This is a genomic window from Oceaniradius stylonematis (assembly GCF_003149475.2).
In the GTDB taxonomy this organism is placed as follows: domain Bacteria; phylum Pseudomonadota; class Alphaproteobacteria; order Rhizobiales; family Rhizobiaceae; genus Roseitalea; species Roseitalea stylonematis.
This window is the reverse complement of the sequence record NZ_QFWV02000007.1, coordinates 74,014-87,279: the sequence shown is the minus strand read 5'-3', so window position 1 is coordinate 87,279 and position 13,266 is coordinate 74,014. Positions and strand designations below refer to the sequence as shown.

At 65.6% G+C, this 13,266-nt stretch carries 11 protein-coding genes; 7 read left to right on the top strand and 4 right to left on the bottom strand.

Annotation, left to right across the window (positions count from 1 at the left end; translation table 11 throughout):
- Positions 1-156 precede the first annotated feature (156 nt).
- Complete coding sequence (locus DEM25_RS11390) at positions 157-2,028, top strand: ABC-F family ATP-binding cassette domain-containing protein (protein ID WP_109766143.1); 1,872 nt, start codon at positions 157-159, stop codon at positions 2,026-2,028.
- On the opposite strand, the gene DEM25_RS11385 is transcribed toward DEM25_RS11390, so the two are convergent.
- From DEM25_RS11385 to DEM25_RS11375, 3 genes are read right to left on the bottom strand one after another with little or no spacing between them, the layout of a single operon-like run.
- Entirely contained in the window at positions 2,025-2,711 is a 687-nt protein-coding gene (locus DEM25_RS11385) for a hypothetical protein (protein WP_109765890.1), read from the bottom strand. The genes DEM25_RS11390 and DEM25_RS11385 overlap by 4 nt on opposite strands.
- Positions 2,712-2,715: 4 nt before the next feature.
- Positions 2,716-3,168, bottom strand: coding sequence for a DNA polymerase III subunit chi (locus tag DEM25_RS11380; RefSeq protein ID WP_109765889.1), 453 nt, complete (start codon positions 3,166-3,168; stop codon positions 2,716-2,718).
- Positions 3,169-3,190: 22 nt separating this feature from the next.
- Positions 3,191-4,669, bottom strand: coding sequence for a leucyl aminopeptidase (locus DEM25_RS11375; protein WP_109765888.1), 1,479 nt, complete (start codon positions 4,667-4,669; stop codon positions 3,191-3,193).
- 236 nt (positions 4,670-4,905) lie between these two features.
- Here DEM25_RS11375 and lptF point away from each other — a divergent pair, with 236 nt between their 5' ends.
- The 6 genes from lptF (at position 4,906) to rsmA (ending at position 12,565) form a co-directional block, all read left to right on the top strand.
- Entirely contained in the window at positions 4,906-6,102 is a 1,197-nt protein-coding gene (gene lptF, locus DEM25_RS11370; RefSeq protein ID WP_109765886.1) for an LPS export ABC transporter permease LptF, read from the top strand.
- A gap of 5 nt (positions 6,103-6,107) precedes the next feature.
- Positions 6,108-7,199, top strand: a complete 1,092-nt coding sequence (locus tag DEM25_RS11365; protein ID WP_375567755.1) for an LptF/LptG family permease — start codon at positions 6,108-6,110, stop codon at positions 7,197-7,199.
- Between the two features lie 20 nt (positions 7,200-7,219).
- Positions 7,220-9,607 (top strand): LPS-assembly protein LptD, encoded by a 2,388-nt coding sequence (locus tag DEM25_RS11360; protein ID WP_109765884.1) that lies wholly within the window; start codon positions 7,220-7,222, stop codon positions 9,605-9,607.
- A gap of 115 nt (positions 9,608-9,722) precedes the next feature.
- Positions 9,723-10,679 (top strand): SurA N-terminal domain-containing protein, encoded by a 957-nt coding sequence (locus DEM25_RS11355; RefSeq protein ID WP_245412881.1) that lies wholly within the window; start codon positions 9,723-9,725, stop codon positions 10,677-10,679.
- A 21-nt stretch (positions 10,680-10,700) separates the two neighbouring features.
- On the top strand, positions 10,701-11,729 hold the full coding sequence (pdxA, locus tag DEM25_RS11350) for a 4-hydroxythreonine-4-phosphate dehydrogenase PdxA (protein WP_109765883.1): 1,029 nt from the start codon (positions 10,701-10,703) through the stop codon (positions 11,727-11,729).
- A complete protein-coding gene (gene rsmA, locus DEM25_RS11345; protein WP_109765882.1) occupies positions 11,726-12,565 on the top strand; it encodes a 16S rRNA (adenine(1518)-N(6)/adenine(1519)-N(6))-dimethyltransferase RsmA in 840 nt (279 codons plus the stop codon). Before pdxA ends, rsmA begins: the two co-directional genes overlap by 4 nt.
- Here rsmA and gmk read toward each other — a convergent pair.
- Positions 12,560-13,240 carry a guanylate kinase gene (gene gmk / locus DEM25_RS11340; RefSeq protein WP_109766141.1) on the bottom strand — a complete coding sequence of 227 codons (681 nt, stop codon included), beginning with the start codon at positions 13,238-13,240 and terminating at the stop codon, positions 12,560-12,562. The genes rsmA and gmk overlap by 6 nt on opposite strands.
- Between the last annotated feature and the right edge of the window lie 26 nt (positions 13,241-13,266).

The window sequence follows — 13,266 nt, the reverse complement described above, 5'->3', positions numbered from 1 at the left end:
TACCCTTTGTCAGCGTGTTTGGGGGAGGATCGGGAAGGTTGGGCGCCCTATAGCTCCGGCGACCGCCCTTGCCAAGGCTTGCGCGCCCGAAATCGGACGCCATGCAGGACCTTGCAAACACTTGCACACGTCCCGGCGCTCGGGCACATGACGGCCATGCTGCAGATCGCAAACATGACCTACCGGATCGCGGGACGGGCGCTGTTCGAGGGCGCGTCAGCCACCCTGCCCGCCGGCTCCAAGTGCGGCTTTGTCGGTCGCAACGGCACCGGCAAGACGACCCTGTTCCGCCTGATAACCGGCGAGATCGCGCCCGAGAGCGGCGATGTGACCGTGCCCGCGAACCTGCGCATCGGACAGGTCGCGCAGGAAGCGCCGGGCACCGACCGGTCGCTGCTCGAAACGGTCCTTGAAGCCGACACGGAACGGTCAAGCCTGCTTGCGGCCGCCGAAACCGAGACCGATCCGGACGCGATTGCGGCGATCCACACGCGCCTTGCCGACATCAATGCGCATTCGGCCGAAGCGCGCGCCGCCTCGATCCTGGCGGGTCTGGGGTTCGATGCCGAGGCGCAGGCGCGTCCATGCGCCTCGTTCTCTGGCGGGTGGCGGATGCGCGTGGCGCTCGCATCGGTTCTGTTCACCGCGCCGGACCTGCTGCTGCTGGACGAGCCGACAAACTATCTCGATCTCGAAGGCACGCTGTGGCTGGAAAACTACATTCAGCGTTATCCGCATACGGTTTTGATCATCAGCCACGACCGCGATCTTCTGAACAGTTGCGCCAGTTCCATCCTGCATCTCGAACACCGCAAACTGTCGGTCTATCGCGGCAATTACGACCGGTTCGCGCGGACACGCGCCGAAAAGGCGATGCTGTCGGCCAAGATGGCCGAAAAGCAGGCCGCCAAGCGCAAGCACATGCAGGCCTTTGTCGATCGGTTCCGCTACAAGGCATCCAAAGCGCGGCAGGCGCAAAGCCGGCTGAAAGCGCTCGAACGGATGGGCGAGGCGTCGGTTCTGGTGGACGAGCACGTGGCGCCGATCCGCTTTCCGTCGCCGCAGCGGCCGGCGGCATCGCCCATCATCGCTCTTGAAGGCGCAAGCGCCGGATATGAGCCCGGACGGCCGGTACTGAGCCGCCTCAACCTCAGGATCGACCATGACGACCGGATCGCGCTTCTGGGCGCCAACGGCAACGGCAAGTCCACCTTTGCCAAGCTCCTGGCCGGGCGGCTCGATGCGCAGGGCGGCAAAATCACCCGTGCCGACAAGCTGCGCGTCGCCATGTTCGCCCAGCACCAGCTTGATGATCTCGATCCCAAGGCGAGCGCCTATCAGCACTTCCGCGCGCTGTTTCCCGACGAGGCCGAAGCCAAAGTGCGGGCGCGCGTTGCCAATTGCGGGCTGACGGCGGCCAAGATGGATACGCCGGCGGCCGAACTTTCGGGCGGCGAACGGGCGCGGCTGACGCTGGCGCTGGCCACCCACGACGCCCCTCACCTTCTGATCCTCGACGAGCCGACCAACCATCTGGACATCGACAGCCGCGCGGCGCTGACCGAGGCGCTCAACGCCTATGAAGGCGCCGTCATGCTGATCAGCCATGACCGCCATCTGGTCGAGACGTCCGCCGACCGGCTGTGGCTGGTCACGGACGGCACGGTCACGCCCTATGAGGGCGACATGGACGAGTATCGCGCGCTGATCCTCAAGCGCGACGCGGCGCCGCGCGCCGACAAGGCCGAAACGGGCGGCGGCAAGGAAAAACGGCGGGAGGCCGCGGCCCGGCGGGCCGAATTGGCGCCGATGCGCAAACGGATCGGCGAACTGGAAGGGCTTGTCGAAAAGGCCGACAAGGTGATCGCAGCGATCGACGCCGAGTTTCTCAAGCCGGAGGTGGTCGCCGATGGTTCGCGCGTCGCCGAACTGTCCCGCAAGCGTGCAGAGGCCGAGCAGAAGCGGGCGGCGTGGGAAGACAAATGGCTGGCGCTGTCGGCTGACTATGAAGAGATCAGCGCCGGCTAGCTGTCCTCGCCGCGCCCCCACTGCCGCGCCGGCTTTTCAGGTTCGCGCCCGGCCTTGTCGAGCGGGACACGGCGGCCGATGTTCGACGTGCTCGCGCGCGTGTCGTCATTGTCCGTCCTGCCGCCCGCCGGTTTGCGCCGGCGCCGCCCGCCGACCGCCATGATCGCGATGCCGGCGCCCAAGAGCCCGTAGGAGGCCGGCCGAACGCGCGGGTCGGGCGCCGCGATCGCGCCCGTCAGCGTCATGTCGAGAAAGGCGATCATGTCGGCCGGGCGGTCGCCCTCGGCAAAGACAAAGGTGTGGAGCCCGTTGTCGATCCCGCTGTCGATGGTGAGTTGCTGCTCCAGAGCGATGTCGGCGGCGATTTCGCCATCGCTGCGCGGGTCCAGGTCCAACACGGTTGCGGCGACAGAGCCTTGCGGGCCGTTGAGAACCAGCGTCAGGTTCGGCATTTCGGCGCCGCCGGGCGGGACGCGGCCGCGACCGGAAATGTCGATGCGCAGCGGCATGGCGGCCGGCGACAGCGAGACATCGGCGATGGTGCGGAACCCGTCGCGCGCTTCATGGATGCGATAGGTGCCCAGATCGACATTGTGATAGGTGCCGAACCAGACCGGATAGAGAACCAGCCCGGCAAGGCCGGCGAGGAAGGCCGTCAGGCCGATGCGGCGCAAAAACGTCATCGTGCTAGGCCGCCCTTTCCCATCGCCCTTCCGGCGTCTGTTTCCAGTAAGCCAGATCGTGGCCTTGCGCCTTCAGCGCTTTCCACTGCCCGCGCGCCTGGCCCACGGCCTCGTCGTCGCGCCCGTCGAACATCACCGCGACACGTTCATGCGACGACAGATCGGCCGGCGCCTCGGCGCCGCGCACCAGAAAGCGGATCGCGGCCTCGTTCGGGTTGGCATCGGTCGCCGTCACGAAGACGGGATGATCGGATGCCGGCTCGTCGCCGTCACGCCCGTGCGGCAGGAACGAGATCGGCTCGTAGCTCCACAAAAGCTGATCGACCGCGTCGCGCGCGCCCTCATCGGGCACCTGGACGATCGCATTCCAGCGGCGCGCCAGCGATTTCTCGACAAGTCCGGGCAAGGCCGCATCGAGCGCCGTTTCGGTCAGGTGATAGAAGGTGATCTCGGTCATCGCACGATCCCGGCTGCGCCGTTCAGCCTTCGCAAGTGTCGCGCACCCAGCGGTCGAGCAGGCGCACGCCGAAGCCCGATCCCCAGGAGCGGTTGAAGTCGTTCGACGGCGAGGACATGGCGGTGCCGGCGACGTCGAGATGCGCCCAGGGCGTGTCGCCGACAAAACGCTTGAGGAACTGCGCAGCCGTGATCGAGCCGGCATTGCGGCCGCCGACATTCTTCATGTCGGCAAACTTGGAGTCGATCATCTTGTCATAGTCGGGGCCCAGCGGCAGGCGCCAGACCTTCTCGCCGCTTTGCGCGCCGGCCCGCGTCAGGCCGTCGGCAACCGCGTCATCATTCGAGAAGAGCCCGGCATGGTGCTGGCCAAGCGCGACCATCACCGCGCCTGTCAGTGTCGCCAGATCGATCATCACGCGCGGTTCGAAGGTCTGGTTGCAATAAGTCAGCACGTCCGCCAGCACCAGGCGGCCCTCCGCGTCCGTGTTGATGACCTCGATCGTCTGGCCCGACATGGAGGTTACGATGTCGCCCGGGCGCTGGGCGTTGCCGTCGGGCATGTTTTCGACAAGGCCGATCATGCCGATCGCATTGACCGCAGCTTTGCGTGCGGCAAGCGCGTGCATCAGGCCGACGACCGCCGCCGCGCCGCCCATGTCTCCCTTCATGTCCTCCATGCCGCCAGCCGGCTTGATGGAAATGCCGCCGGAGTCGAAGACGACACCCTTGCCGACGAAGGCGATCGGCTTGTCCTTCGCCTTGCCGCCGTTCCATTTCATGACCAGCAGGCGCGGCGGACGGACCGACCCCTGTGCCACGCCCAGAAGCGCGCCCATGCCGAGCTTCTTCATCTTCTTTTCATCGAGAATATCGGTCTCGACGCCAAGCGCTTCGAGCGCTTCGCCACGGGCGGCAAATTCCTCGGTGCCGAGAATGTTGGCCGGCTCGTTGACCAGATCGCGCGCCAGCATCACGCCGCGCGCGACGGCTTCGGCATCGCGCCAGGCTGTCTTTGCGGCGGCGGCGTCGGCGCTCTGGATGGTCAGCTTCTGTGCCTTCGGCTTTCCGTTCTGACCGTTCTTGGCCGTCTTGTACTTGTCGAATGTGTAGGCCCGCATCAGATAGCCCTGCGCGAAGCTGGCGACCGCCGCCGCATCCATGTCCTCTCCGGCGATCATTGTGACGAGCGGCTCCTTGGCGAGCGCGCCGCGCGCGGCACCGCCCAGCGCGATCCAGCCCGGCTCGGAGGCGTCCTCGGGCTTGCCCTGTCCAATGATGACGATACGGCTGGCCGGGCTGCCCGCCGGCGCCAGCACATCGAGCACGGTCTTGGCCTTGCCGGAGAACTCCGCCAACTCGGCGGCGCGGGCGACCACGCCTTCCCCATCCAGATCGCCGGCAAGCGCGGCGATATCGGCGCCCTCCGGAGCAACCAGCAGCGCCGCACCCTTCTTGATCGGAGCCGGTTTGGAAATGGTGATTGTCGGAAGCATGGACATGGGATGACAAAACCTTGAAATCGGTTGCGGGGGGAAAGCCTTGATTTTGGCGCTGCCCGCGGCGATAGCAAGGACCCGATGGTCTCGCAATGGTTCATTAACCGTCGGATTTTCCGGATTGTTAGCCCTGACGGGCGACATTGGGCCGGAACCGGCGAGCCGCGCAAGCGCGGTCCGGGACGGGGTGCCGACCGGGACCGGCACCCGATTCACGAGCGCGAGACCCGGCGCAAAGGATGGCCGCAGCGTTGACCACCGTCGAGCGTTACATATTCCGCCGCGTCGCCATTGCCGCGCTGAGCGCGTTCACGGCGATCCTGGCGGTGGTGTGGATCACCCAGGCGATCACGCGCATCGATTTCGCGACAGGCTCGGCCGGCTCGATCGGCGCGTTCCTGACGATGATGGTACTGCTGACGCCGCAATTCATCACCCTGACGCTGCCTTTCGGGTTGCTGATCGGCGCGGTGAACGTGCTCAACGCGATGAACGCCGACAGCGAGATGCCGGTGATGGCAGGCTCGGGAATCAGCCGGCTCGCCATCGCCCGTCCGATCGTCATCCTGTCGCTGGTGCTCGGGGCGACGGTGTTCCTGATCAGCCATTTCGTCGAGCCGCGGGCAAACCGGGCAGTGCGTGACGTCGTGATCGACATGCGCACCGACCTTCTGGCGACACTCATCCAGGATGGCCGCTTCACGCAGATCGAGGACGGGCTGACGATCTATGTGGACCGCAAGGAGGCCGGCGGCCGCCTGAACGGCGTGCTGATCGCCGACCGGCGCGACGCGGAGATGCATCTGACCCAGTTTGCCCGACAGGCGCAGGTCGATGAAAGCACGGGCGTCAGCCTTCTGGTGCTGCAGGACGGCCAACTGCACAGGAAAGACGTCAAGACCGGACAGGTCTCGATTATCCGGTTCAGGAGCTATGCGCTGGATCTGGCGCAGTTCGGCAGCGCTGGCGAAGGCATCGACTATTTTCTGCACGAGCGCGAAACCGGTTACCTCTTCGATCCCGACCCGAACGATCCCTGGGTGCAAAGCTGGCCAGGACAGGCACGCGGCGAACTTCATCGCCGGATGACGGAATGGCTCTATCCGGTGCTGTTCGCCCTGGTCGCGCTGGTTGTCGCCGGACAGCCGCGCACGCACCGCTCGGCCAGCATCATGGCCTTGGTGCTGGCGTTCGGAGCCGGGCTCGGCTACCGCTGGGCCAGCTATTTTTCCTACAATGAGATCAAGACCGACGGCACGCTGTTCTGGCTTCTTTATGCGATTCCGATGGCCGGTATCGGCCTGTCCGCGCTGATGTTCCTGCGCGGCTGGGTCATGCAGGTGCCCGATCCGGCCGTGCGGTTGGCCGGGACACTCAATGAACGATGGCAGCGCGTGCGCCGGCGCACCGCGCGCAGGCAGTTGAACGAAGCATGACCGGCGTGGCAGGGCGGACATTTCAAGTCTATGTGTTCATGCGCCTTGTGCGCATGGTGCTCTATTTCTTGGCCGGCATTGCCGCGCTCGCGCTGCTGGTCGATTTTACCGAACTGTCCAACCGTACGGGCGCGCTGGCCGACTATTCCGCGCTCAAGGCGCTTGGCGTATCGGCGATGCGCGTCCCGTTCATCCTTCAGGTCACGCTTCCGTTCGTCATGCTGTTTGCGACGATCGCCACGCTGATCGCGCTGAACCGCAAATATGAGCTTGTCGTTGCGCGTTCGGCCGGCATGTCTGCCTGGCAGTTCCTGGCGCCGACCTGGGTCGCGGCCCTGTTTGTGGGCCTGGCCGGGGTGCTTGTGCTCAATCCGCTCGCCGCAAACGGGTTCTCCCTGGCCCAGGCGATCGAGGGGAGTTGGAAGGGCAGTTCCCAGAACCGGCTCTTCAACACCAAGGAACCCTGGCTGCGGCAAAGCCGCGATGATGGCGGGTCGATCCTGATTACCGCCAAAACGGTCGCCAACCAGGACATCACGCTCTACGAGGCCGTGTTCATCGAGGTTGGCGAGGATGGGCGCGTCGTCGCCCGTCACGACGCGGCCTCCGCGCATCTTGCGGAAGGCGAGTGGGTGATCACCGACGTGACGACCAGCGCGCCGCGGCGGCGGCCCGTCCTTGCCGAACGCATGACGATTCCCACAAGTCTGCATACGGAAGTCGTCCGCCAGGCGCTGGTGCCGCCCGACATGGTGCCGATCTATGCGCTGGGACGCCAGATCGATGCCGCCCGCTCGTTCGGCGTGCCGTCGGCCCCGTTTTCCATGCAATATCATTCGCTTGTTGCACTGCCGGCACTGATGGTCGCGATGGCGATGATCGCCGCAACCGTCTCACTTCGCTTCGTCCGCTTCGGTCAGTCCGCGGGCATGATTGTGGCTGGTGTCACCGCCGGCTTTCTGCTTTATGTCGTCACGGCGTTGGCGAAGTCGTTCGGCAGCGCAGGCGCAATGCCGCCTGTCGTGGCGGCGTGGCTGCCGGTGGTGGGCGGCATCTTGTTCGGGATCGGATATCTTCTCAATCACGAAGACGGGTAATGCGTAACCGAAGGGCACACATGGCGGACGATCGCCACACCGGATGTCGGCGCGGCTACAGCAGCTCACCGCGCTCAAGACGCCTGTGCGCCGGTGTCGGGCTGGCCGCGCTCGTGGCCGGGCTTGCCATGCCCGCCATCCTGTCCCCCGCATCGGCCCAGACCGGCATCGACCAACTGGCCGCGACCAGCCCGGACGCGCCGATGCTCCTGCAGGCGGACGAACTCGTCTATAACAATGATGCGGGCACGATTTCTGCCGTCGGCGATGTGCGCATCGACTATGACGGCTCGAGGCTTGTCGCCCGCCAGGTGACCTATGTCGAGCACACCGGCCGGATGGTTGCCATCGGCGATGTCGAGATCCTGCAGCCGGACGGCACGCGTCTGGTGGCCGACGAGATCGACATCACGGATGATTTCCGCGAGGGCTTTTTGAATTCCCTGCGTGTGGTCACGCCCGACAACACACGTTTCGTGGCCGAGAGCGCCGAGCGCCGCGACGGCAATGTGACGGTGTTCAACCAGGGCATCTACACCGCGTGCGAGCCGTGCGAGGAACAGCCGGAAAGGCCGCCGCTATGGCAGATCAAATCCCAGCGCACGATCTGGAACGCGGAGGAAAAGACCGTCCGCTTCGAGCATGCACGGTTTGAGTTTTTCGGCGTTCCGATCGCCTATATGCCGGTGTTCACCACCGCCGACCCCACGGTCAAGCGCAAGACCGGCTTCCTCGCTCCGAGCTTTCGCTTTGCCGAAGAGCTGGGTTTTGGTGTCCGGGTGCCGTTCTTCGTCAATCTGGCGCCGAACTATGATGTGATGCTGACCGGCACCGGCTATACGCGTCAGGGCTTTCTGGGCGAGGCCGAATTCCGCCACCGGCTGCACAACGGCATCTACAACCTCAAGATTGCCGGTATTCAGCAGCAGCGGACGGGCGCGTTCGGCGCCGGCACGGTCGACAATCTCAATCCCGATCGCGGCATGATCGGAACGTCGGGCGCGTTCACGATCAACCCGCGCTGGCAGTTCGGTTGGAACGGCATGCTCCAGTCCGACAAGAACTTCGCGCGGACCTACTCGATCTCCGGTTTCAACACCGAGGTCGTCCGCAACGAGGCGTGGCTGACCGGCCTTTCCGGACAGAACTTCTTCGACGCGCGCGTTATGCATTTCGACGTTCAGGAAAGCACGCTCGATCCGGGGGGGCGCAACACCCAGCAACCCAATGTGCTGCCCAGCACGGACTACAATTACGTGCTGTCGCGCCCGGTGGCCGGCGGGCAGCTATCGTTCAACGTGAACACACGCGGCATCGTGCGCGAAACCGCCGAGACGCGTCTTGCGGCAGGCCCTGCCAACGACAATTTCGCGACCTTCGGCACAGACGGCAATTCCTGGCGGTTCACCGCCGAGACCGAGTGGAAACGCACCTTCACCGCTCCGGGCGGTTTGCTGGTCACGCCGATCCTGCACGCCCAGGGCGACAGCACAATCCTCGACATCAATGCCGCAGGACCGCTGTCGCAGACCATGGAGACCACCGGAACGGCGCTCGCCGCAAACGGCACCCACTGGCGCGGCATGGCAACCGCCGGCGTCGAAGCGCGGCTGCCGCTTCTGGTGACCGCGCCCGGCTCCACTCACGTGTTCGAACCGATCGGACAGGTGTTCGTGCGGCCCGATGCGCCCAACAATGTCGTGCTGCCCAACGAGGATGCGCAGAGCCTGGTCTTTGACGCCTCGACCCTGTTCGATCGCGACAAGTTCTCGGGCTATGACCGGATCGAAGGCGGCATAAGGGCCAATGCCGGCATCCGCTACAGCGGCACGCTGGGTGAGAGCTGGAGCACTACCGGCGTCTTCGGACAATCGTTCCATCTGGCCGGCGACAATCCCTACGACGATGCCGATCTGGTCAATGCGGGCGCCGATTCGGGCCTCGAAACCGACCGGTCCGATTATGTCGCCCATGCCGGCGTCAGGCATGCCAGCGGTTTTGCCGCGAGCGCCGACGCCCGGTTCGACGAGACCGATTTCGATTTGCGCCGTGCCGATGGGGGCATATCCTTCACCAACGCCACGATCGCGCTTGCCGCCAACTATGCATTGATCAAGGCCCAGCCTACCTACGGTTTCAACACGGACCGGCAGGAAATCTCCGGATCGGGATCGCTCAGGTTCGCCGAATACTGGCGGGTGCTGGGTTCGGCGACCTTCGATATCTCGAACAATCGCATGACCAACCGGTCGATCGGGCTTGCCTATGACGATGAGTGCTTCCAATTCGGCCTTTCCTATACCGAAACCGTCGATACGGCCGATGCCGTGAAGCGCACCTTCGGCATTACGTTCGCCGCCCGCACGCTCGGCGATTTCGGGATCACGTCGTCCGGTCTCGATTTCTGATTGCCGTCATCGTTTCGCCCCGATAGGGCGTCAGGCACCCGGGCACACTTGTGATCGACGCCGCCGGTCGGATAAGACCGGAACGTTCCGCCAAAGACATTTGCCGAGGCCCGCCATGGTTCAGACCCGTTTCCGATACCGCAACCGCCTGATGGCGTTCGCCGTCGTCCTTGCCGCAGCAGTGGCGCCGCTCGGGCCGGCCGGGACGGCGCTCGGCCCCTCGCCCGCCTTGGCCTCCGAGATCAAGGTCGTGGTCAATGACGAGGTGGTCACGAGCTACGACATCGCCCGCCGCTCCGCTTTTCTTCGGCTGCAACGGCGGCCCGGCAATGTGCGGCAATTGGCAACCGACGAGCTGATCGACGACGCGCTCAAGCGAAGCGCGCTGCGGCGCGCCGGCATCAACATCCCGGACTCGATGGTCAGCAGCGCGTTCGGCAATTTCGCCAGCCGCAACAATATGAGCACCGGCCAGCTTACGCAGGTGCTGAACCAGGCCGGCGTGACGGCCGACCATTTCAAGGAGTTCATCCGGCTGCAGATCGGCTGGGGCCAGCTCGTCCAGTTGCGCGCGCGGTCCGAGAGCCAGATGATGAGCGAACAGGATGTCGTCGCCCGGATGCTGGAGCAAGGCGGCCAGAAGCCGACATCGACCGAATACATCCTCCAGCAGGTGATTTTCGTGGTTCCCGAGGCCAATCGCGGCCAGCTTTCCGCCCGCCGCACCGAAGCCAACCGCATGCGCGGCCGCGTCAGCAGTTGCGACCAGACGCTGGCGATGGCGCAAAACCTGCGCGATGTAACCGTGCGCGATCTGGGCCGGATTCTCGAGCTGCAACTGCCGTCCAACTGGGCCGATGACATCAAGGGGCTGCGGGCCGGCCAGACCACCAACATCAAGGACACCGAACGCGGCGTCGAGTTCATCGTCGTCTGCCGGGCGCGGCAGGTCAGCGACGACCGTGTGGCGCAGCTCCAGTTCTCGACCGAAGCACTTGAAGGCGATGGCGGCGATGCCGGCGCCAGCCTGTTGGCGGAACTGCGCGAGAATGCCCGCATCCAGCGCCGCTGAAGCGGTGGTCACGGCCCGCCCATGACGACACCGTCAACGCGTCTGCCGCTGGCCGTCAGCTGTGGCGAGCCGTCCGGTATCGGGCCGGACATCATCCTGACGGCGTGGACGATGCGCGCCGAATCGGACCTGCCGCCCTTCTTCTGCGTTGGCGATCCGGCCCAGCTCGCAGCAAGAGCCCGAATGTTGAATTTCGATGTCCCGGTTACCATCGTCGAACCGGGGCAGGCGATGGCGACATTCGCCGACGCGCTTCCGGTCGTTCCGCTGTCGCACCGGGTGGAGGAGAGGCCGGGAACGCCGCTTGCCGGAAATGCCGCCGGCACCATCGAGGCGATCGACCGGGCGGTGGCACTGACCGTTGCCGGTGAGGCATCCGGTGTCGTCACCGCGCCGATCGCCAAGAAACCGCTTTATGATGCGGGTTTCGCCCATCCGGGCCACACCGAATATCTGGCCGAACTGGCGGCATCGCATACCGGAACTCGGGTGCGACCGGTGATGATGATCGCAGGTCCCCGCCTGCGCACCATCCCGGTCACGATCCACATTCCGCTGGCCGATGTGCCGGTTGCGCTGACGACGGATCTGATCGCCGAGACGATCCGCATCGCCGACGGCGATCTCAAACGCAGATTCGGCATTGCCCGTCCGCGCATCGCGGTCGCCGGGCTCAATCCGCATGCCGGCGAAGACGGCGCGCTTGGCACCGAGGACACGGCCATCGTCGCGCCGGCGGTCGATCAGGTGCGTGCCGAAGGCATCGACGCGAGCGGTCCCCTGCCCGCCGACACGATGTTCCACGCCGCCGCGCGCGAGACATATGACGTTGCGGTGTGCATGTATCACGATCAGGCCCTGATCCCGGCCAAGGCGCTCGACTTCGATCTCGGCGTCAACGTCACGCTTGGCCTGCCCTTCATCCGCACATCGCCCGATCATGGCACGGCGTTCGCCATTGCCGGCACCGGCGCGGCGCGGCCCGCCAGCTTCATCGCCGCGCTGACGATGGCGGCGCAGATGGCAGCGAACGGCCGGGCGCCGGCGTGACCGACCGGTTTGCGATCGACGGGCTGCCGCCCCTGCGCGATGTCATCGACGCGCACGGGCTCGCCGCCCGAAAGGCGCTGGGACAGAACTTCCTGCTCGACCTCAATCTGACATCGAAGATCGCGCGGCAGGCGGGGGATCTGTCGAACACATCGGTCATCGAGGTGGGGCCCGGACCGGGCGGGCTGACACGGGCGCTTCTGATGGAAGGCGCGCGTCACGTGATCGCCATCGAACGCGATGCGCGGTGCCTGCCGGCGCTCGCGGAGATCGAAGCGCATTATCCGGGACGGCTGACGGTGATCGAAGGGGACGCGCTGACACAGGATTTTGCCGCGCTGGCCGCCGATGACGGGCCCACGGCGATCGTTGCCAACCTGCCCTACAATGTCGGCACGGCGCTGCTGACGACCTGGCTCGGCGGGGTGCAATGGCCGCCCTTCTACGTATCGATGACATTGATGTTCCAGCGGGAAGTCGCCGAGCGTATCGTCGCGGGCCCGGGCGAAGCGGCCTATGGACGGCTTGGCGTTCTCGCCGGATGGAGGACCGATGCGGCGATCTGCTTCGACGTGCCGCCGCAGGCGTTCCGGCCGCCGCCGAAGGTGACCTCGTCGGTCGTCCACCTGACGCCAAAATCCGCGCCGATCGCGTGCGATGTCGCCAAGCTTGAAACCGTCACGCGGCATGCGTTCGGGCAACGCCGCAAAATGCTCCGACAAAGCCTGAAGCCCGTCGGCGGCGCGGACCTGCTCGACCGCGCGGGCATCGAGGCGACCCGCCGTGCCGAAACGCTTTCGATCGCCGAATTCTGCGCCCTTGCCAACGCCCTATGAGGCGCTGCCGTCCCGCCAGTCCGACGCCAGAAGGCCCGAGACGAAATCGAACAGCCCCGGACGGCGGTCGCGCCTGAGGCGTTCGGCGCGGACGATCGCGCGCACTGCCTCGAAAGCGCGATCGAGATCGTCATTGACGATCACATAGTCGTATTCGCGCCAATGCTCGATCTCGAGGGCGGCGTTCTTGAGCCGTTGCTCGATCACGTCGGGCCTGTCCTCGGCGCGCCGCATCAGCCGGGCGCGCAGTTCGGCCATCGAGGGCGGCAGGATGAACACCGAGACCACATCGGCGCGCATCTTCTGGATCATCTGCTTGGCGCCCTGCCAGTCGATGTCGAACAGCATGTCGCGGCCGGCTGCCATGGCCTGCTCGACCGGCGCCCGGGGCGTTGCATAATGATTGCCGTGCACTTCGGCCCATTCGAGCAGATCGTCATCGTCGCGCATGCGCATGAAGGTCCGCTCGTCGACGAAGCGATAGTGCACGCCCTCGATCTCGCTGCCCCGGCGCGCGCGGGTGGTGACAGATACAGACAGTTCGAAGCCGGCATCGATCTCCATCAAGTTGCGTGCGATGGTCGACTTGCCCGCACCCGAAGGCGAGGACAGGACGAGCATCAGGCCGCGTCGCGCGATCGGGACGCTCACCGCGTCCGCGTCATCTGTTGTCATGGCTGCCACGGCACCCTCTCCGTCGT

Bases quoted from the DNA above. Each gene is read 5' to 3' on its own strand.
- DEM25_RS11390 (WP_109766143.1), top strand. From the start codon at position 157: ATGCTGCAGATCGCAAACATGACCTACCGGATCGCGGGACGGGCGCTG.
- DEM25_RS11385 (WP_109765890.1), bottom strand. From the start codon at position 2,711: ATGACGTTTTTGCGCCGCATCGGCCTGACGGCCTTCCTCGCCGGCCTT.
- DEM25_RS11380 (WP_109765889.1), bottom strand. From the start codon at position 3,168: ATGACCGAGATCACCTTCTATCACCTGACCGAAACGGCGCTCGATGCG.
- DEM25_RS11375 (WP_109765888.1), bottom strand. From the start codon at position 4,669: ATGTCCATGCTTCCGACAATCACCATTTCCAAACCGGCTCCGATCAAG.
- lptF (WP_109765886.1), top strand. From the start codon at position 4,906: ATGGCCGCAGCGTTGACCACCGTCGAGCGTTACATATTCCGCCGCGTC.
- DEM25_RS11360 (WP_109765884.1), top strand. From the start codon at position 7,220: ATGGCGGACGATCGCCACACCGGATGTCGGCGCGGCTACAGCAGCTCA.
- DEM25_RS11355 (WP_245412881.1), top strand. From the start codon at position 9,723: ATGGTTCAGACCCGTTTCCGATACCGCAACCGCCTGATGGCGTTCGCC.
- pdxA (WP_109765883.1), top strand. From the start codon at position 10,701: ATGACGACACCGTCAACGCGTCTGCCGCTGGCCGTCAGCTGTGGCGAG.
- gmk (WP_109766141.1), bottom strand. From the start codon at position 13,240: ATGACAACAGATGACGCGGACGCGGTGAGCGTCCCGATCGCGCGACGC.